7 protein-coding genes and 2 pseudogenes are annotated in these 22,284 nt (G+C 58.1%); 1 reads left to right on the top strand and 8 read right to left on the bottom strand.

What is annotated here, in order from left to right:
* Positions 1–444: 444 nt before the first annotated feature.
* The 6 genes from AC6H34_RS30025 to AC6H34_RS30000 form a co-directional block, all read right to left on the bottom strand.
* Positions 445–678, bottom strand: coding sequence for a helix-turn-helix domain-containing protein (locus AC6H34_RS30025; protein WP_497541346.1), 234 nt, complete (start codon positions 676–678; stop codon positions 445–447).
* Between the two features lie 353 nt (positions 679–1,031).
* Positions 1,032–2,360: an HlyD family type I secretion periplasmic adaptor subunit gene (locus AC6H34_RS30020; RefSeq protein WP_497541345.1), complete on the bottom strand. Its 1,329-nt coding sequence runs from the start codon at positions 2,358–2,360 to the stop codon at positions 1,032–1,034.
* 128 nt (positions 2,361–2,488) lie between these two features.
* On the bottom strand, positions 2,489–4,654 hold the full coding sequence (locus tag AC6H34_RS30015) for a type I secretion system permease/ATPase (RefSeq protein ID WP_497541343.1): 2,166 nt from the start codon (positions 4,652–4,654) through the stop codon (positions 2,489–2,491).
* 44 nt (positions 4,655–4,698) lie between these two features.
* The gene (locus AC6H34_RS30010) at positions 4,699–5,100 is read right to left on the bottom strand and encodes a hypothetical protein (RefSeq protein ID WP_497541342.1); all 402 of its coding nucleotides are present in this window, start codon (positions 5,098–5,100) and stop codon (positions 4,699–4,701) included.
* 91 nt (positions 5,101–5,191) lie between these two features.
* Entirely contained in the window at positions 5,192–16,903 is an 11,712-nt protein-coding gene (locus AC6H34_RS30005; RefSeq protein ID WP_497541341.1) for a beta strand repeat-containing protein, read from the bottom strand.
* Between the two features lie 266 nt (positions 16,904–17,169).
* A complete protein-coding gene (locus AC6H34_RS30000; RefSeq protein ID WP_497541340.1) occupies positions 17,170–17,553 on the bottom strand; it encodes a hypothetical protein in 384 nt (127 codons plus the stop codon).
* Positions 17,554–20,018: 2,465 nt separating this feature from the next.
* Here AC6H34_RS30000 and AC6H34_RS29995 point away from each other — a divergent pair.
* A pseudogene (locus tag AC6H34_RS29995) lies at positions 20,019–20,177 on the top strand (IS6 family transposase); the annotation flags it as partial.
* Positions 20,178–20,229: 52 nt separating this feature from the next.
* Here the strand turns inward: AC6H34_RS29995 and AC6H34_RS29990 are convergent.
* Positions 20,230–20,454 (bottom strand): annotated as a pseudogene (locus AC6H34_RS29990) (beta-barrel domain-containing protein); the annotation flags it as partial.
* 516 nt (positions 20,455–20,970) lie between these two features.
* Positions 20,971–22,278, bottom strand: coding sequence for a hypothetical protein (locus tag AC6H34_RS29985; RefSeq protein WP_497541339.1), 1,308 nt, complete (start codon positions 22,276–22,278; stop codon positions 20,971–20,973).
* Positions 22,279–22,284: the final 6 nt, after the last annotated feature.

Raw genomic sequence — 22,284 nt, 5'->3', positions numbered from 1 at the left:
GATGTCAATCAGCGGGTTGATCCCTAAGGGTTGGCTCTCGTGAGTGAGACGATCCATCCTCCCTTCGGACATTCGACTGATCCCTTAGCGATCAGCTTCTTGGCACGCCGACTGCGTGTCGATCCAAGCCGAGAACGTCTCTCAAAGAACCTTGACCATGCATCCCTCCGAAACGTGCTGCCTCTGATCTCAGCCACCAATGATTTAGCAGGGCCCTGCGTTACGGCAGCGTGACGCGCGGGCCATCGAAGCGTAGGCCCTCTCAGAAACCGCACTGCGTCTATTCGCGCCTGCGGCGGCGCTCTCACGAATGGTGAAATGTGGCTCCGTTTCCGGCGGGCACTGAGCATCCACCGCATTGGCGGCCGTCGAGCTTGAGCGCATGGCCATTGCTTTCATGTACTTCGCCCCGGCTGAGCTTTTATCGGTTCGTCAAGCAGGCGACTAGCTACTCGCGGGTTTGTGTTGCCGAACGACGCGGGATGAACGGAAATTCTTGGGTTTTGGGAAGATGTAGTCTCGAGGATCCCTACCCATTTCGATTGCTAAAGCCATAAAGGCTTCCGCATTGCAGGGCGCGTACGCAGTCTCCAGGCGCGACAGAGTGCTGTAATGAACCCCAGTAACCTTTGAGAATTCTCGAAGGGTCAGGCCCCGTCGCGATCTTTCAGCGCGCATATCATCACTGAAGGTTTCCCAGTGTATGCGGATGCTGCTGCTCTCGACAGAGCGGGTACGAGGTGGTTCGTCAGTTTTCGCCTGCGGATCTTTTTGGTCAATCATCCGATGCTCAAATCGAACTTAGTATGGTAAAGGCATGGCGTATATATTACGTGAAGCAAAAAACATTAGTTGCTAATGCTCACACGACAGACTGCAGAAAGCAACGAGGAAACGGCCAGCTTTTTTCGGCATTTAACCACTTTCCATTTCTTTTCAAAGTCTGAGAATATCATAAACCGGTCTCGTTCTCGTCGATGCCAAATGTGTGCGACGCAGGCGCTCGGTAGGGTTCCTTCGGACTGACGCAACTATCTTTCCTTCATTGCGTCGCTCGTAACCTCGACGATGGGCGAGAACACGTATTCGAGGATTCTGCGGCTGTCGGTTTTGATCTCGACTGTCGCCGCCATGCCGGGTGTTAGTGCCACCTCATGACCATCGGCGCTCATGACAGTTTTGTCCGGCACCAACGTCACCGGGAACACCAGATTCTGCATCCGCTCGGCACCCGCGAAAGTTGACGTGCTGATCTGCGCGGCTGGATTGCCTTCGAGCTGGCTGGCGTCGGGCTCGGGGATGGCGTCCGTCGCGACGTTCGTGACCTTTGCGGCGATGGTGCCGTATCGCGTGAAGGGGAAGGATTCGATTTTGACGACTGCCTCTTGCCCTGCCCTCACAAAGCCGATGTCGGTGTTTCGCACATAGACCCGTAACTCCAGCTGAGATCCGTCCGGCACGATCCGCATAACTTCTTCGCTCGCGGTCACAACCTGACCAGGGGTCGTGATGACGGACGCCTGGATGATGCCGGAGATCGGACTGAGAATGGTCTTGCGCCTGCGCTCCGCTGTTGCTTTGGCCAGTTTCTGCGTGAGGTCGTCGACCTGCCGCTCCGCATCGCCCAGCTTTGTCGCATAGTCCGATACGAAGCTCTCGACCGTCTTGTCGATCTCGCGCTCGAGCACGGCAGCGCCCGCTTTGGCGTCCGCGAATTCGCCCTGCTGAATGGCGAGCTGGGTGACCTGATACTTCAACGTCTCGGTGGCATCGATGACGCTGGCCTTGGTTTCCGCTTGCTTGGCCTGGGCGGTCTCGCGCATGGTGACGCGTTCCTGCAGCGTGGAGATAAGCGATTTCTGACTGTCGATGGTGGCTGCAAAGCGATCGCGCGCAATCAGCTTGCCCTGAAGTTGGGCATGGAGTGATGCGAGGTTGGCGGAGAGACTGGTCAGATCGCTATCGAGAATGTGTTGCTCGCGCTGACGCAGGAGAATGTCGACATCCTCGTCCCAGGCAATGGCTGGTGGAGGCATGAGAACTCGGTCATGGGCTGCCTTGATCGCGACCCACCGGCGCGCCACCTCGGCTTTGTACGAAGCAAGGCTCCTGGCAAAATTGACCTCATCGGCAATCTCCTCATCGTCGTTGAGTTCGAGCAGGACGTCGCCTTCATTGACATGGCTGCCATCGCGCGGTGGCAGCGTCTTGACCTTTCCAGTCTCGAGGGGCTGGATGATCTTGACCTTGCCCGTAGGCTCGAACTTGCCCTGGGCGGAGGCGATGATGTCGATGCGCCCGACATAGGCCCACACCAGCGATACGGTGACGAAGGCGCAGATCACCAGGATCAACGCCATGCGGATGGGGGAAGGCGGGGTCTCCAGGATCTCCAGGGCCGGAGCCAGGAACTCCTGGTCCGAGCGCCGGGGCTTCAGCCGGCGTGGCGGCGGAATGGGAGTGCCGGAGGGCGGCGGTGCCTGGACGTTCATGCGGCGCTCGCCTGGTCGTTCTGCAGCGCCCATAGACGGGCGTAGACCCCGTCCGGCTTGGCCAGCAGCTCGGCATGGCTGCCGATCTCGACGATACGGCCCTCAGCCATGCCGACGATGCGGTGGCAGGGCCTGACCGCGGCGAGGCGATGAGCGATGATAACAACCGTGCGTCCCTTGACGATCTCCCGCATATTGGTCTGGATCACCCGCTCGCTCTCATAGTCGAGCGCCGAGGTCGCCTCGTCGAAGATCAGGATGGGGGGATTGGTGGCAAGCGCTCTTGCAATGGCGATGCGCTGGCGCTGGCCACCTGAGAGATTGGCGCCGCGCTCCTCGATGATGGTGTCATAGCCGGCCGGGAGCTTGGCGATGAACTCGTCGGCACCGGCGAGCCTCGCAATGGCGATGACGTTCGCACGCGGCAGCGCCGGATTGGCAAAGGCGATGTTGTCGTGGATGGTGCGATTGAACAGGAGATTTTCCTGCAGCACCACGCCGATCTGGCTGCGCAGCCAGGCGGGATCCACCTGGCTGAGATCGGCGCCGTCGAGGAGCACCTGGCCCTCCTCGGGCAGGTAGAGGCGCTGGATCAGCTTGGTCAACGTCGACTTGCCCGAACCCGAGGCGCCGACGATGCCGATGACCTCTCCTGGCTGGATCGCCAGCGACACGCCCTTGAGCACCTCGGGTGCGCCGGGCCGATAGCGGAAGGTAACTTGTCTGAGTTCGATCAAGCCGCGCGGCGGTGGTAGTACCAGGCTGGTCTGCGGCGCCCGCTCCATGGGCGTGTTGAGGATGTCGCCGAGCCGGTCCATCGAGATCTGCACCTGCTGGAAGTCCTGCCAGAGCTGGGAAAGGCGCAGCACGGGTGCCGTGACCTGACCGGCGATCATGTTGAAGGCGACAAGCGCCCCGACTGAAAGCTCACCATCGATCACTGCCTTGGCGCCGAACAGCAACAGCAGGGCGGTGGAGAGCTTTGAGACGTACTGGATGGCGTTCTGCCCGCCGGCCGAGAGCATGGTGGCATCGAAGGCGGTGCGTACATAGGAAGCGAGCCGCTCGGCCCATTGGGCCTGCATCACCGGTTCGACCGCGCCGGCCTTCACCGTGTGGATGCCGACGATGGCCTCCACCAGGAATTGCTGGCTGACGGCGCCGCGGTTGAACTTCTCCTTGATCATCTCGCGCAGGGACGGGCGCACCAGCACGGCAATGAGAATATAGAGCGGGATCGAGCCCACGACGATGAGGGTAAGCTTCCAGGAATAAGCCCAGAGCACGGCGATAAAGACGATGGTGAAGACGAGGTCGATGGCTGAAAACAGCCCCTGCCCGGTCAGGAAGGCGCGAATGGTCTCCAACTCCCGCACCCGTGCCACGGTCTGGCCGGCAGAGCGTGTCTCGAAATAGCCGAGCGGCAGGCGCAGGAGATGATGGAAGAGCTTCTGGCCGAGCTCGACATCGATGCGGTTCGTCGTATGCGAGAGAGCGTAGCTGCGCAGATATTGCAGCACCACGTCGAAGATGCCGATCAGGGCGATGCCGGCGACCAGCACGAACAGGGTCGAGTAGCCCTTGTGGGTGAGCACCTTGTCGACCACGACCTGGAAGAACAGCGGCGTGACGAGAGCGAAGATCTGCACGAAGAGGGAAGCGAGAAGGACATGGGCGAGCGGCTTGCGGTAGCGCCAGATCGAAGGGAGGAACCATCCAAGCCCGAAGCTGCGGGGATCCGAACCCGCTCCGCGCAGGCGCCGTCCGACCAGCACAACCTGGCCGCCGATCTCGCGCAACAGCGCATCCAGGGTGAGCTCCCGATCGGCGCGCGTGATGGGATCGACGAGGCGGAAGCGGCCATTGGGGTTCTTGCCGCCGAAGACATGGAAGGAGCCGTCCGCCACCCTGACGATGGCGGGCACCGGGATGGTCTCGATGCGTTTGGCCGTCACCCTTGTGACCACTCGCGCCTTGAGGCCGATCATCGCCGCGGCGCGGACGAGATCGCGCTCCGTGGCCAAATGATCGGTGATCGCCAATTCCTTGGCGAGATGCTTGGGATCGGATGCGATGCGGTAGAAGGCCGCGATACCGCAGAGCGCCCGCAGGCCGGAATCGGGCGGATCGGTCGGAGGGGCGGCGGAAGCGGAGCTGTTCATGATTACTCGGAAATCGGGCGTTCTTGTCAGCCAGAAGCGCCAGGTCAGTTCCAGCCGCCATGGGTTCTGGTGTCGATGCCATTGGACGCCAGCGGATGATCGCCGAACTGGTTCCCGGGATGAGGCTCGATCGTTGCACTTCCCGCCTGTGTCCAGTGGGCCAACCAGGTGATCCAGCTGTCGAAGAGGTGCTGGGCGGGCTCGCTCGTGGCGGGCGGTGATGCGAAGACGGCGCCTTTGAGGGAGTCCCAGAAGAATTTTGCCGGCGATGAGTCCGCGTTGGGCGTACTGACAGGAGCCGGCGTGTAAACAAACGGCTGCATAAAACCGAAGACATGGCCTGGCTGGTCAGCGCCATTGGCGGCCGGCTGGGGTTCGTTATTACCAGGGGCAGAGGGAGTTTCGTGCAGACCGAGATCGGCCAGGAAATTGAGCTGCTGAGTCACGGGAGTGGCAATCTTGGGACGAGGTTGAAATCAATGGGGATGCAATCTCTGCCTCAGGGCAGCAATGCTGCCCTGAGGCTTACCGATGTGATCAGGTGAAGTGGAAGTTGGCCTGTTGCAGGCTGGCCACCGTCGTGTTCTTCAGGGTGATGGTGTCATTGGCATCAGCCGTGATGATCACGTCGCTGCCCGACTGTGTGGTATGGGAAAGCAGCGTGGCCCAGTCGGCGAAGACTGTATGGTCGATTTTGATCTGGTCAGCGGTCGTTCCAAAGCCGGCTTGTGCGGTGTAGCCATTGATCGTCTCGTGCCCGAAACTGGGTTGGAAGACGAAGGTATCTCCGTAGATACTGGGCGAGTTCACGGTGTCGTTCGCCCCCAGATAATACGTATTGGAGCTGCTGCTAGCCGTCGTGGAGAACGTCTCGTTGTCGCCAAGGTGGATCGACGCGGAACTGGCGGTGACGGTGTCGCCGGTCCCGCTGACGTTGAGGGTGGTGCCTGCCCCTGACACCGTCAGTGTCGAGCTTCCTCCCATGTTGATGGTGCCATTGGCATCGCTGATCGTGCCGCCGGCACCCTCTTCGACCTTGACGGCGCCGCCACCGCCAGTGACAGTGACACTCTCACCGGCACCCGTCATGTCGATCGTGTCGGTCGCGCTGGAAACCGTGACTTTGCCGACGCCGTTAACGGTCACGGTATCGCCCGTTCCGGTAAGCGTCAGCACACCGCCGGTTTCTACCGTCACCGCGGCATTGGAAAGCGTCGCCTTGTTGCCGGCGCCGATGACATCCAATGTATAGCCCGTGCCGGTACCGGTGATCGTGTCGTTGGTATTCTCGACCAGGGCATCGTTGGAGCCGGCCTCCGTGAGAGTGACCGATGCCCCCAGGATAAGGGTACCGTTGGAGACGAGGACCGTATCGCTGGTGCCGCTGGCAATGGTGACGATAGCTCCATCACCGACCACTGTGACGTGATCGGAATTGCCCGACGACGTCGCTGAACCGTCACCGGTGATGTTGATGGTGTTGCTGGCTCCCGTCACCGTCACGCTGGCGCCGGCCGCGACATTGATCGTTTCGGAGCTTGCCGAAATGACGTTGCCGGTGCCAGTGACATTGATCGTGGCGCCGGTGCCCGACACGGTGAGCGTGGCGTTGCTCCCGACATCGATCGTTCCATTGGCGTCGCTGATGGTGCCACCTGCACCATCTTCCACGGTCACTTCGCCACCGCCTCCGGTGACCGTGACTGTTTCCCCTGCACCCATCATGTCGATCGTATCGGTGTCGTCCGATACGGTGACCTTGCCGGTACCCTTCACGGTCACGGTGTCGTTCGCGCCGGTTAGTGTCAGGACGGCGCCATCCTCGACCGTTATCGCGGCATTTGAGAGGGTGGCTTTGTTACCCGTGCCGGTCACGTCCAGTGTGTAGCCGGAGCCCGTCACGCTCAAGGTATCGCTTGTGCCCTCGATCAAGGCATCGTTGGAGCCGTTTACCGTCAAGGTTACCGACGCGCCAAGAGCGACTGTGCCATTCGAGACATTGACCGTATCGCTGGCGCCGCTGGCGATCGTCACCGAGGCGCCAGTGCCAGTGGCGGTCACGTGGTTCGAATTGCCGGAGACGGTCACCGAAGCATTATCGCCAACATTGATGGAGTTGCTGGCGCCGGTTACGGAAGTTCCCGCCCCGGCGCCGAGGTTGATGGTTGCCGAGCCCACCGACATGGCATTGCCCGTCCCGCTGACGTTGAGCGTGGTTGCGGTACCGGAGACGGTCAGTACAGCGTTACTGCCGACAGCGATGTTGCCATTGGCATCGGTGATCGTGCCGCCCGCCCCATCTTCCACGGTAATCGTGCCACCGCCACCCGTAACCGTTACGGTCTCACCGGCACCCGTCATGTCGATCGTGTCGGTCGCGCTGGAAACCGTGACTTTGCCGGCGCCGTTAACGGTCACGGTATCGCCCGTTCCGGTAAGCGTCAGCACGCCGCCGGTTTCCACCGTCACCGCGGCATTGGAGAGCGTCGCCTTGTTGCCGACGCCGATGACATCCAATGTATAGCCCGTGCCGGTACCGGTGATCGTGTCGTTGGTATTCTCGACCAGGGCATCGTTGGAGCCGGCCTCTGTGAGAGTGACCGAGGCCCCCAGGATAAGGGTACCATTGGAGACGAGGACCGTATCGCTGGTGCCGCTGGCAATGGTGACGATAGCTCCATCACCGACCACTGTAACGTGATCGGAATTGCCCGACGACGTCGCTGAACCGTCACCAGTGATGTTGATGGTGTTGCTGGCTCCCGTCACCGTCACGCTGGCACCGGCCGCGACGTTGATCGTCTCGGAGCTCGCCGATAGGACGTTGCCGGTGCCAGTGACATTGATGGTGGCGCCGGTGCCCGACACGGTGAGCGTGGCGTTGCTGCCGATACCGATGGTTCCATTGGCGTCGCTGATGGAGCCGCCTGCGCCATCCTCTACAGTGACCGTGGCACCACCGCCTGTCACCGTGACCGTGCCGTTGCTACCGACAAGATCAACGGTGTTGGTCGCACTTGAGATCGTCACCTTGCCGCTGCCCTTTACCTGCACGGCATCGTTGGTTCCGGTCAATGTGAGGACCCCTGCGTTCTCGACCGTAACGGCGGCGGAGGACAAGGTCGCTGTGTTGCCAGCGCCGCTGACATCAAGCGTGCCTCCCGTGCCTGTCCCGGTCAGGGAATCGCCACCCACTTCGCTGATGGCATTGCCGGAACCGGTCAATGCGACCGCCGTATTCGCGCCAAGGATCAAGGTGCCATTGGTTATCGTTGCCTTGCCGCCGCTCGCTCCGATCATCGTGACCGTCGCACCGTCGTTCTCCGCGGTCACCGTATTGCTGGCGCCCGTCGTCGTCACGGCTCCAGCCCCCGAGACACTCACTTTGTTCGAGGCGCCCGTCACAGTGGCGCTCAGTCCGCTGGCGACATTGATTGTCGCAAAGTTTGCCGTGATTGCGTCCGCTACACCGCTGACGTTGACGACATTGTTGGTGCCTCCGCTGATGCTCAGGGTTACCGCGTCGCCAAGACTGAAAGTGTTGCCCTTGCCGGTAACGGTCGCCGTATCCGTACCGTGGTCGAGCGCGAGCACGTTGTTATCGCCGGTCACGGTAGCGGTGTCATTGGAGCCGCTGGCAACCGCCATCATGCCATCTCCTTTAAAGGAGGCGTTGGATGTCGGCATGGCCCCAGTCGTCGTCGCAGGAAGTGTTTTGACGGTCGCCGTCGACTGCCCGTTCGCACTTACCTGTGTGACCTTGGTTTGCTTGAGCGACCCATCAGCGTTGTAGTCGGTGGTCGTTCGCGTGATGCTGCCGTCCACATGGGTGATCGCGGCATCGATATGATCGATGGTCCCGTTGTGATCGGTATCTTCCCTCAAAGTCGTGGTCAGGCCGTCCAGGCTAACGGTTTCCGTACCGGATGCAATAACGGCTCCGCTGGCGTTCACGTCCTGAATTGTCGCCACTTTCGAACCGTCGATCTGGGTTTGCCAGGCTTCGGTATGTTCGTAGGTGCCATTGCCGTCGTAGTCGGCTTGAACGGTGCTCGACAGGCCGTCCGCGCTGGTGGTGATCTTCAGCTTGGCCGCCAGCTTGGTCGTTCCCGTCTGCACCGGCGAGATCCAGAGGACCGCCCCCGCCTGGTCCGTGAATTGCGGTCTGAGATCGATGCTTCCAGAAAGGGTACCGCCCGCCACGGAGTCATAGCCGCTTGTGGTCACAATATTGGATAAGGTGGTCGTGGAAGAACCGTCGATATTGTAGGTTGTCGTCGTGGTTCGGGTGCCGGTTTCGGTGACATAGTGCTCAGGATATCCCTCCTGCTCACCATGGACCCCCGTACGCTCGGTCGAGGGAACGTCAACCGTTTGCGAGAATGACTGTGTGGATGTCACCTTTCGACCGTCGGCACTGACAGTCGTCGTTACGGGTGGAGCTCGATATGTCGCGGATGCGCCAGTGTAAAGGCCCGAAAAGTACGCGGTTGCGGGGTTGTCGAAGTAGGTCTCCGCAACTGTTTCCTGGGTAGAGCCGTCGGCATTATGCTTGTCGGTAATCGTTCTCGACCTATCCGTGGTTCCGTCACCATCGAGATCCCAATTGATCTTGGTAACCAGACCATTCGAACTCACCGAACTCGTCATCTGACTGACCATCACGCCATCAGGCGCGTAGCTCGTTACGACGTCGGTCGAACTTCCATCGACGGATTTCGTAATGGTCTCCGTCTGGTCATTGATCCCGTCGCCATTGGCGTCGCGCTTGATGGTCGTCGTAAGTCCATCTGCACTGATGCTAGTGGCCACCGCGTCCTTCAGGCTGCCGTCACCATTGAAATCGTCAACGGCAATAACCTTGGAGCCATCTGCAAGTGTCGAGGTCCTGGTCGTGCTGCCCTGGGTCACGCTCCCTGAGCCAGTGGTGTCCTGTTGGACAGAGACCGTCCGGCCATCCGCACTCGTGGTTTTAACAGTAGTAGACAGCAGAGAGCCATCGGCCCTGTGGCTCGATACGGTCTCTGTCGTCGAGCCGTCCGAACTGACCGCTATGATGTCGGTCAGGGTTTCGCTCGGCGTTGTCGCACTACCGAAATACCATTGTTTGCTAATACTCAAACCGTTACCGCTCTTGGTCTCGACATAGCGATCGGTTTGCATTCCTGCATTTGTTTCTGTGACTGTCTCTGTCTTGGATCCATCTGCGTTGAGGATCGTCTGGTCGCTTATCGTCTCGCCGAGGGTGCCACCACCCGTCAGGTCGTACTGCATCGTCTTGATGAGACCATTGGCACTGGTGGTGATGACTTCCTGGTCCTTCCGGGTCACGGTGTATGCTGGGCTGGCGGAGGTCGCGACACCGCCGGATAGAGCGGAGACAGTCAACGTCTCAACTTGAGAGCCATCTGCGTCGATGACGGTCACATCAGACGTTTGCGTTTCGGCCAGGCCATTGCCATCGCTGTCGTACTGAATGGTCTTCGAGAGGCCATCTGCGCTGTCGATTTCGTACTGTCCGTCAGTGGCACCATAGCTGCGGCCGGAGGCCGATCTAACCGTGCCGTCCATTGATGAAATGGTTGTTGAGCCGTCCGTATTGACTTGACGCAGGATGGTTTGATCAACCGTCCCGTTGCCGTCGATATCTTTCGTGATCGTCGTGGTCAGCGCGTTTGCGCTGACGGTGGTCGTCGTCTTGTTGGCTTGGCTCCCTGTGTTGGTTACCATTCTTGTCGTCGAACCATCGGCATTCAAGGTTTTGGCGTCAGTCTCGGTCCGGTCAACGGTTCCATCACCGTTGTTGTCCCACGTTGTGGTGGACGAAAGTCCGTTGCCGTTTGTTGCTGTTATCACCTTGTTCTTGAGCGTCGAGGAGCCATCGTATTCAGCGACCGATTGCGTTGTTGAGCCGTCGGCGTTGATAGCTTTGAGAATAGTCGTCGACAGGTCCATTGTCCCGTCGCCGTCAACATCGCTCTGAAGCGAAATCGACAACCCGTTCGCACTGGCTGTACTCACTGATCTGGAGTTCAACGTGCCGGTTCCGTCAAAGGCTGAGGTCGTCACGGTGGTGGATCCATCGGCGTTCAGCACAGCGGTCGAGGTGATGTCGGCGATCCCATTGCCATCGAGGTCGGTATTCGTCGTCACTGTTCTGCGATCCGCGGACGTCGTCGTCACACTCTTAGCGACAATAGCGCCGTTTGCGTCGCTTGCCGTCTTTGTCTCGACGCTTGACCCATCGGCATTGATGGTTACGGCGTCGCCAGTGACCTGATCGGCTGTGCCATCACCGTCAATATCGGTTAGAACGGTCTTCGCCAGACCATTGGCCGATGTCGTGGTGATCGTTCGATTGATGAGGGTGGTGCCCGCACCATTGTAGTTCGAGATCGTCTCGGTCCGAGAGCCGTCGGCGTTGAGGACGATCACATCCGTGGTCTTGCCGTCGAAGCTGCCGTCGCCGTCGGTATCCAGCTGCCGGGTGACGGACAGCCCGTTGCCGCTGGTCGTGGTCACGCTCCTGCTCATCAAGGTGCCGTTGCCGGATTGAACGCTCCGGGTCTCGGTCTGCGAGCCGTCGGCATTCAGCACCAGGACGTCGCTACTCGAGCCGTCATAGGTGCCGTCGCCATTGGCGTCCTTCTGTGTCGTCGTGCTCAGTCCATCGGCGCTGGTCGTGGTGAGGCTCTTGCCATACACGGTGCCGTTGATCGCCGTGTCGGTCACGGTGGTGGTGGTCGAGCCATCCGCGTTGAGAACCGCGACCCGGGTCTCGTCGACATGCCCGTCGCCGTTCGCGTCGATGGCCACCGTCGTGGTCAGACGATCGGCACTATCGGTGGTCACCGTCTTCGACAACAAAGTGCCATTGCCACTGGCCGTCGACACCGTCTCCACCCGGCTGCCGTCGGTGTTCAGCACGATCGCATCCGTCGTCGTCAGGTCGATCGTGCCATTCCCGTCCAGGTCGTCCTGCTCGACCTGCGTCAGGCCGTTGGCGCTGGTGGTGATGATGCTCTTGCCGACCAGCGTGCCGTTGGCACTGGTGTCCGTCACCGTCTCCGTGCTCGAGCCGTCAGCATTGAGGACAATGGCATCGCTCGTGACGTCGTCATAGGTGCCGTCGCCATTGACGTCCGTCTTCACCGTCTTGGAAAGACCGTTGGCGGAGGTGGTGGTGAGGGTACGGTCTATCAGCGTGCCGTTGGACGCATAGTCGGACACCGTGGTCGTGCTCGAACCGTCGGCATTCACCACGATGGTCTTGACCGCGTCCGTCGCCCCGTCACCGTTGGCATCGATCGTCGTCGTGATCGTCTTTTGATCGGCGCTCGTCACCGTGACGCTCTGGTCGAGCAGCGTGCCGTTGCCGCTCCTGTCGCTCTGCGTCTCGGCGTTCGAACCGTCGGCGGCGATGACAACGACGTCCAACGATACCTGGTCGATCGTATCGTTGCCGTCGATATCCCTCGAAGTGGTCTTCGCCAGACCATTGGCCGATGTCGTGGTGATCGTTCGATTGATGAGGGTGGTGCCCGCACCATTGTAGTTCGAGATCGTCTCGGTCCGAGAGCCGTCGGCGTTGAGGACGATCACATCCGTGGTCTTGCCGTCGAAGCTGCCGTCGCCGTCGGTATCCAGCTGCCGGGTGACGGACAGCCCGTTGCCGCTGGTCGTGGTCACGCTCCTGCTCATCAAGGTGCCGTTGCCGGATTGAACGCTCCGGGTCTCGGTCTGCGAGCCGTCGGCATTCAGCACCAGGACGTCGCTACTCGAGCCGTCATAGGTGCCGTCGCCATTGGCGTCCTTCTGTGTCGTCGTGCTCAGTCCATCGGCGCTGGTCGTGGTGAGGCTCTTGCCATACACGGTGCCGTTGATCGCCGTGTCGGTCACGGTGGTGGTGGTCGAGCCATCCGCGTTGAGAACCGCGACCCGGGTCTCGTCGACATGCCCGTCGCCGTTCGCGTCGATGGCCACCGTCGTGGTCAGACGATCGGCACTATCGGTGGTCACCGTCTTCGACAACAAAGTGCCATTGCCACTGGCCGTCGACACCGTCTCCACCCGGCTGCCGTCGGTGTTCAGCACGATCGCATCCGTCGTCGTCAGGTCGATCGTGCCATTCCCGTCCAGGTCGTCCTGCTCGACCTGCGTCAGGCCGTTGGCGCTGGTGGTGATGATGCTCTTGCCGACCAGCGTGCCGTTGGCACTGGTGTCCGTCACCGTCTCCGTGCTCGAGCCGTCAGCATTGAGGACAATGGCATCGCTCGTGACGTCGTCATAGGTGCCGTCGCCATTGACGTCCGTCTTCACCGTCTTGGAAAGACCGTTGGCGGAGGTGGTGGTGAGGGTACGGTCTATCAGCGTGCCGTTGGACGCATAGTCGGACACCGTGGTCGTGCTCGAACCGTCGGCATTCACCACGATGGTCTTGACCGCGTCCGTCGCCCCGTCACCGTTGGCATCGATCGTCGTCGTGATCGTCTTTTGATCGGCGCTCGTCACCGTGACGCTCTGGTCGAGCAGCGTGCCGTTGCCGCTCCTGTCGCTCTGCGTCTCGGCGTTCGAACCGTCGGCGGCGATGACAACGACGTCCAACGATACCTGGTCGATCGTATCGTTGCCGTCGATATCCCTCGAAGTGGTCTTCGCCAGACCATTGGCCGATGTCGTGGTGATCGTTCGATTGATGAGGGTGGTGCCCGCACCATTGTAGTTCGAGATCGTCTCGGTCCGAGAGCCGTCGGCGTTGAGGACGATCACATCCGTGGTCTTGCCGTCGAAGCTGCCGTCGCCGTCGGTATCCAGCTGCCGGGTGACGGACAGCCCGTTGCCGCTGGTCGTGGTCACGCTCCTGCTCATCAAGGTGCCGTTGCCGGATTGAACGCTCCGGGTCTCGGTCTGCGAGCCGTCGGCATTCAGCACCAGGACGTCGCTACTCGAGCCGTCATAGGTGCCGTCGCCATTGGCGTCCTTCTGTGTCGTCGTGCTCAGTCCATCGGCGCTGGTCGTGGTGAGGCTCTTGCCATACACGGTGCCGTTGATCGCCGTGTCGGTCACGGTGGTGGTGGTCGAGCCATCCGCGTTGAGAACCGCGACCCGGGTCTCGTCGACATGCCCGTCGCCGTTCGCGTCGATGGCCACCGTCGTGGTCAGACGATCGGCACTATCGGTGGTCACCGTCTTCGACAACAAAGTGCCATTGCCACTGGCCGTCGATACCGTCTCCACCCGGCTGCCGTCGGTGTTCAGCACGATCGCATCCGTCGTCGTCAGGTCGATCGTGCCATTCCCGTCCAGGTCGTCCTGCTCGACCTGCGTCAGGCCGTTGGCGCTGGTGGTGATGATGCTCTTGCCGACCAGCGTGCCGTTGGCACTGGTGTCCGTCACCGTCTCCGTGCTCGAGCCGTCAGCATTGAGGACAATGGCATCGCTCGTGACGTCGTCATAGGTGCCGTCGCCATTGACGTCCGTCTTCACCGTCTTGGAAAGACCGTTGGCGGAGGTGGTGGTGAGGGTACGGTCTATCAGCGTGCCGTTGGACGCATAGTCGGACACCGTGGTCGTGCTCGAACCGTCGGCATTCACCACGATGGTCTTGACCGCGTCCGTCGCCCCGTCACCGTTGGCATCGATCGTCGTCGTGATCGTCTTTTGATCGGCGCTCGTCACCGTGACGCTCTGGTCGAGCAGCGTGCCGTTGCCGCTCCTGTCGCTCTGCGTCTCGGTTCGGCCGCCGCCAACGGCAACTACCGTCACGTCCGAAGAAACGTCATCGAAACTTGCATCCCCATCGACGTCTATCGAGACTGTCTTCGAAAGCCCGTCTGCACTGATGGTGGCGACACTCTCATCTCTCAGCGAACCGTCGCCGTTTTTTTCTTGCGAGGTGGTCGTTACGGAATTGTCCGCATTCACGACGACAGAAGAAATGGTCACGAGATCGAAGGTGCCGGAGCCAGTGTGGTCCACCTGCGCGGTTTTCGAACGGCTATCGCTGCTGGTCGTCGTCACAGTCGTACCGAGTATGGTGCCGTCGTGACCCGTGTCTGTCACCGTTTCGGTCCGGCTGCCGTCGCCATTGATAACGGTAGCATCGATAGTGATCTGATCAAATGTCCCCGACCCAGTATTATCCGTCTTGATCGTCTTGGTCAGCCCATCGGCGCTCGTGACCACCTGCGTCTGACTGATTGCGGTACCATTAGGAGCAAGGCTCTTGATGGTAGTGGAACTGGAATGATCGGCATTGGTCAGGAAGACTTCGGACTGATCCCAGATACCATCGCCATTCTGGTCGACCAGCGTCGTTACTGTCTTGGTATCAGCGCTGGTCGTAGTTGTGGTGCGATTCTGCAACGATCCATCGGCATTGAAATTGCTGAGTGACTCGGTTGAGGAACCATCACTGTTGGCAACGATATTGTCTGTCTGAACACGATCGAAGACGCCATCGCCATTGTCGTCATATTCAATGGTTTTAGAAAGACCATCAGCGCTGACGGTCACAAGGTTCTCAAACGCCTCGGACCCATCGGCATTATTTGCTTTGATGTCAGTCTTCACTGATCCATCCGTGTTGACGGTCTGGCTCTGATGGAGCTTATAACCATTGCTGTCCGTCGACAGCGTGGCATCGCCAACTTGCCCCGTGGAACCGTCGGACTTGGTATAGGTCGTCACGCCGCTAATCGCCGACCCGTCGCTGAAAACTTCCCCGCTGCCGGCTGGGGTCAGGTCGATCGAGGTGATACCGAGCGATGACAGAGATACCATTTGGCCATTGACCATGACCTTGAATTTCGACCAATCGGCATCCCCCGCATCAAGTTTGCCATCATGATTGGTGTCGAATACATCTTTTAATGCCTGGAGGTCGGACGTCGCACTAGAATCCCAATTGGTGAAGATAAATTCGTTCTGCGATGAGATCTGACCATTATTGTCGAGATCCAGTACTAGCACACCATCGCCCGCACCCGCCCAGGCAGTGCGTGACTGGTAGCCATCCCCTTCCATGTCGATGAACTGGGTGGAAGCCGACAAGGGCGTCACGCTCAGGCCATTCCCGTCAAGGTCCAGTATGACCGGCTTACTGCCGCCATTATTGCCGCTCGAGGCACTCGGGCGCCCACCTGCGCCGTTTGAAGAACTATTGCTGCTACTTGAGCTTCCGGCGGAGCCGCCGCTGCTTCCGCCCGGGCCGCCGTTAGAACCGCCGCCATATCCGTACCCGGTGTTGGTATCAGCCGGACCAGGGAGGCCCAACGCGTGAGCCAGCGCGCCACCATCGCCGGCGGCTGGATTTGATCCGGATGGATCGAATCGTCCTTTCGAGCCCGCTGCGTCGTTCTGGCTTGCCGCTAGAGCTTCGTCGTAGGTGTTATGATACACTCCGTATGCATCTCGATAACCTGCACCCGTCCTTGAGTTGATCGGATCGCCACCTTGCTTTCCAACCGCTGGATGAGTATCCGCAGTGGTATATGTAAGAGGCTCGCCGCTTAGTATTCCCTTCGCGAGCTGCGCGAGCCCCCCAACTATGCCACTCACCAATCCTTCAACAGAACCGGCAATCCCATTGACAACATCGCCCACGCTTAATGAAGGCTCCGTGACTGGCGTCATAAATTGGGCTGGAATCTGCGCGCCAAGCGCGGCCTGAGCATTTGCAAACCTGGAGCGAACTGCAGGATCCGATATCGCACTCAGATCCTCCACCGCATTCGGATCGACTTGTCCGGCCAATGTCCACGAAGCCAATTGTGTAGCAGGCGGCCCCTCATTCGGATCTGCCATCATCGCCGAAAAGGCTGAGCCGTAATTCGCTCCGTTAAATTGCGCCATGTAGCCTTCTAGATCGGCAACGGAGTCGTTATGCACTCGATATCCGCCAGCGATGTAGGTATGAAGTTCCTCAACCTCGAAGTTATAGGTTCGCCATCCGCGCTTAGTTAAAGGCTCGAGCGCAACTCCACGGACTGAGGGATAGTATACTTGCTCGGCCTCCTCATAGAGATGATGCGTCTCTTCGGAGTAATGGATTCGTGCACCAGATACCGTCTCAAGCCGGCCCTCCGCCGTTACGATGCTACCGCCACGCTCCACGAGTGTCTTGATTTGCTCAAACTTTCCATGCTCGTTTAGAAAATAATGTCCTGGCGTAACAATGATTCCATTAGAAAGAATAAGCCATTCGTTCGTAATATTTGAAAATACTCGGACGATTTTCTTGACAAGCAAGAGATCCTGGTTGCTTCCATCGCCAGAGTCATAAGCAATTACATGGTCCCCGGGCGATAGTCTCTCGATTGGGATGGAACCGCCATTTGGAAGAGTTATCGGAGTTCCAGGTGGAAAGCATTGAGGTGGATTGACCTCGGAAAGAAGGTGTACATACCCATTCGGCGTAGTATTGGCCCACGAGCCCGCAACCTGATAGTCGCTTACATAGTCTAACGTGCCGTCATCATATCGTATGGTATAAATGTTTCTCTCAGCGTCATTTGCTACAATTGTTCCCTTTTTTCCATAATTCGGTCCATAATTTCCCGGTTCGCCATCGTCATTGTGAACCCGCATACCCACGAGGTTCCCATCAGTTTGCGCATCGTCGGTGGAATTGGCTGCAGTACCAGCGTACTGATGGGCGGGGTGCGTCGGACCCACACCATCCTTCCAGGCCCCATGTCCAGGGTCTTGGTTGGCAGGAGCGCCGCCAGGCCCGCTTGTTGCCTGCCCTTGGCCGCCTCCGCCGTTCCCTGTGCCTTGTCCAGGCGTCCGACTTCCACCACCAGTCCCGCCGCTTTGTTGAGTTTGGCCACTCCCCTGTTGTTGTGAAGCGGTACCCGTGCCTCCGACGCCCTTTCCAGTAGATTGGTTTTGGCCTCCATGAGTGCCTCCGTCGCCGGAACCTACCGGTGTGCTATGCCCATTTGAGGCCTGCTCGCGCAGAACGCTTGCAGCAACATCAACGATTTCTTCTCCAATGCCGCTCCCAACCAGGCCCCCAACCAGGCCGGCTCCGAGCTCCAAAGCACCGCCTGCAAGAATGCCTAACGGTCCACCGCCTGCAGCTAATGCTGCGGCGTACGGCGCGAATTCACCAACCGCCGCAGCAGCCCCCGCAATCCCGCCAGCCAGCCCACCTCCAAATTCGGCTACAGTTGTAGCGGCGCCTGCATAGTCTCCCTTATGAACCTGATCCGCCGCCGTAGCAGTTGTAGTCAGGACACCAAGGATAGTTCCTGCGACCCCGAGAGCCTTCATTGTGCTGCTCAGCGTGCGGACCGCCCCGATTGCGGCGGCGTCAGTAATTCCAAATCGTGAAAGACCTTCCTCAGTCAGCGCGTAGAGCGAGCCGGCACTATATATACCATTTGTACCTAAAGCGGACTTGGAGGCGTCATTTAGCGCTCCTACAACTGCAGTTATACCGGAAGCGTTACTTATTCCCACCAAATCACTGCGTGGAATGCCGTTTACACTATTAACTTTAGGATTATTTAATAACGAAGGAACTTCAACCTGTGCGAAAGTTCTATCTATCGATGCATTTGGTGTTATCGTAATAATTTCGCCCGATACAGAGCTAGCAAACTCTCTTGACGCGACGGCCCATGGTCCATTTACTGCGTCATAAAGATGATCTAGCCCAAGCTTCCCAAACTTAGATTCGACCGTAGCCTGAATTTCAGAAAGAAATTTCGCCCTGTCTGTATTGTCAATAACGGAATAACCAGTCTGCTGTGATATTCCGCTGACCAGGGCACTGACATTTACGCCGGGTACTCGACCGCTGTACAATACGGCTCCTGGCCCGCTCGGGGCCGCACTCAGCTTTGCCGCGATAGCGTCGATTTCAGCCAGCGAAGTAGCTGACATCGCCTGCGAAACGGCTTCACTAACAGTCAGAGACGAAACGGAAGCCATCTTATTGCCCCAAGTGCCAGTTAAATTCAATGGAAGATAGGGGCATTTGGTCCATATCTTTAAATATCACAAATATAGTTAGGCATGGATATTTAGAGAAATACGCATAAACGTTTCTTTTAATATCTTCCATATCGGCAGCAGCCGTAGGTAGCACGCATGCGTAATTATTCTCACTGAATGGTGGTTTGTCTGAGAGGTCTACTATACTCATGACATATCCACTTTTGTTAAACTTAGTACTCTGTACATCTACGAGCAAAAAGAAACTATAATTCTTGTCTGTATAGTAATAACTTATGCCAATTTCAGGACGCCCTCCCGCCGGACCCATTTTAAATTCATCAGAATTACACACAAGGCTCACCAAGTACTTGTCTATGCTTTCTTTTCCAGATAATTTCATTGTCATTTCTAAAGCTCTGCTGTGTGATTTCGTTCATGGATAGTGCGGATATTTGCTTTTGCCGCCGTGAAAGTGTCACCGTTAGCCTTGAGATCAGAGAGAGTCTCTTTTCCTACTGCCGATCTCTAGGTTCCCCCGGGTGTGAATCAAGATCAGTACACGCTGCTTCAAATGACAGGTTTGAGAAATCGTAGCATATCGTGCGGTATATAGTCCCAGTGGCGGTGAATGTGCTGAATAAAAACGTGACAGTGGGTTCTCCTTACCCTGGTATAGTACCAAGAAATATTGTATATATTAAGTTCGCGTATTTTCAATACGCAACGCGAAGAGCCTTCGGTTGCGCTAGGCGGATTGCCTCGGAGCTTCGCGAGAGCTAACCATACCTTTATACTGAACAGAATAGGGCTATGAGCGTAAGCGATGAAATGAAACGAAGCACGGATGCATTTTTGAGCGAAGATGGAATGGATACCTTCTTAATATATACTGTCGACACTCACGGTAATCCGTTAATTTTTTTGCATGCCCCTAAGTTGCCACAATGTTTGCAGATTTGTTTCTGAACGTCAACGAGCATTAGGGACCTCTAGTTTTTTTTAAGGCGACCCGTCCACTCACCTGCAATCTATGTCACGCTCAAGTCACGGGGATGCAAGAGGTGGTAGTATTAGGGATAATGGTACAATCGGAGGTGGTTTCTTTCTCCTGTCGTGGAATTCTCATGGTGCCATAGGTATAGGGCGCTCGCGCTTCGGGGCTACACAGTTTGGCCCCGATAAAGCGATCTTTGGGAAGATCGGCAATCTGGTCCCGCGAGGGCATTGTCACGCAAACGTCTGGGCGCACGTAACGTGGAGGTTTGACGTCCAGTTCTTACGCTCGCCATCGTTTTCCGCCTACGGTTATTCAGTATGCGGTCTGGCTTTATCTTCGCTTTTGCCTAAGCTGCCGCGACATCGAGCATCGGCGTTGTCACGTTGACCGCGGCGTGGTGGCAATCGGTGTAGATGGGCTCGCATGAGCCAGCCATCCGTTAGCTACAAGCGTCACCGGTTTCCGCCTGCGATCATCGCTCATACGGTGTGGCTGTATTTTCAGTTTCCCCTGAGCCTGCGCCAGGTGGAGGAGACGCTGCTGGAGCGCGGCATCGTCGTTTCCTATGAGACCGTGCGGCGCCGACGCCAAAGACCTGCAGCACGCCGGCGTTGGACAGGAAGGTTCCTGCCCTCTCCCCGTAGGTGGCGCGCAGTTGATGGATGTCCTGCAGGATGGGCCAAAGCTGCACGCTATACCTGGCCATATTGGTGACCCTGGCGGTGATGGTGCCGTAGCGGGTGAAGGGGAAGGACTGGATCTTCACCACTGCCTCCTGGCCCGCCTTAACGAAGCCGATGTCGGCGTTGAGGACATAGACCTGCAGCTCCAGCTTTGAATCATCCGGTACGATGCGCATCACCTCCTGGCCGACGGTGACGACCTGGCCGACATTGGTGATCACCGAGGTCTGGATGGTCCCGGAGATCGGGGCGAGGATGGTCTTATGCTCCCGCTCGGCCGTGGCCTTGGCGAGCTTCTGGATGAGGTCGTCGATCTGGCGCTCGGCATTGCCGAGCTTCTGGGCGTTATCGCTGACGAAGCTCTGCGTCGTCTTGTCGATCTCCTTTTCCAGCACGCCGGCGCCGGCCAGGGCATCCGACATCTGGCCCTGCTGCACGGCGAGCTGCGTCACCTGGTACTTCAGGGTCTCGGCGGCGTCGATCACGCTCGACCTGGTGTCAGCCTGCTTGGCGGCGGCGGTGGAGCGCATGGTGACGCGGTCCTGCAGCGTTGCGATTAGCGACCTCTGCGTCTCGATGGTCTCGCCGATCCGCGCCTGCTCCGTCAGCTTCTGCTCGCGCTGGGAGGTGAGCGACGCCAGGCTTGAAGCGAGTTGACTGAGACGCCCATTGCTCAAACAGGGAAGGTGCTGTCAACCGCCGCTGCCAACTGCAATTAACGTTTGTGTTGGTAAATCCTTTGACGAGCTGTTCAAGGCGATAAGGGAAACTAGTATCTGTATAACTTCAGAAGAACCATCATAGCCAGTAGGATCTGCCTTAATCGAGTAAGTGTCACCTTCGAACTCGGTCTGTATCCCATGCCTGTCTGCGCCGCCCCTGGCAACACGAAACAGACCGAAGGGAGCTTTACCCCCAGGAACCGCAAAGTCAGCAGCGCTGTGGGGCGATTCAAGCTCTCTTCGAGCGATATTACCTAGAAACCGAAACACTCCTTCAACGGAGCGAGGCCGAATGCGCATGTTCTGCGTCAGCTTGCCTTCGTCGCGTGCAGCAGCCTTCCCTCCGCACATGTCTGACGGCGTAACCTTAATTAGACCGCCGATTATTGGTTCGTTGTTAGCCTTTGCTAACGGGAATGAGAAACCTTGGATCTTGGTGGGGCCTACAGTGTAATCGATCCCAGGGTATGGGTTATGTTGACGTATCCTCCCGTCAAAACAAAATCGATAGCTGCTACCGGACTTGATTAGGCCAAACAATTTGCCTTGTGAGTTGGGAAGGGGCTTGGGGACTGGTAATGGCTTGGTAGCTTGAGCGCTCGCTTGCAGATAGCGTCCCAAAAATTCGGGCTGCTTCACTTCGGCCGCAGACATAGTCGCGCCGATCTGAGCCTCCTGACTTGTCTGCTCAACAGTTAGGCCAGCATCGAGAAGCTGATTAACCGCTGAGTAAAATCCTGCGAACTCGGCTGGAGAATTGCCCGAATTTGAAATATGCACTACATCGCCACCGGCATCGATCTCAATGTCATTAAAAAGAAGCGGGTAAAGAACATGAGCGTTGTACCCGTCGGCTATGTAGGATGCCATCAACTGAGCTGAAATGGGCGCTTTGATTCCATTGTAGAATTCTAGATTATTTTGGTTGGCGACTTGGAAGGTGGGCCCGCCCTGCGCGGATATAGAAGGACTCAACGTTCCGGTACGTGTCGTATCTCCGGGACCGGGAAACGCGGGCAAGCTAGATTGAATTCCCGCATTAACAGATGCTGATCCGGTTACGCTTTGTAAAGATGTAAATTGCAATGGCTTTCTATAGGCAGAACGCAAAATATTGGTCAAAACCGTATTGCTCGTAGTTTCGGCCACCTCTCGATTATAAATCGACGCGCGAGATCCGAACTGATCAGCGATGGTGCACCCTGAAATTGCCATTATACAAGGTAAAGAAAGTAAGACACAGTAAGGTAAGGACGCACCTGATTCAAAGAACCGCATCTGATT

It is taken from the genome of Labrys sp. ALF-8, from assembly GCF_059699065.1.
This window is presented reverse-complemented; position numbering and strand designations above follow the sequence as displayed.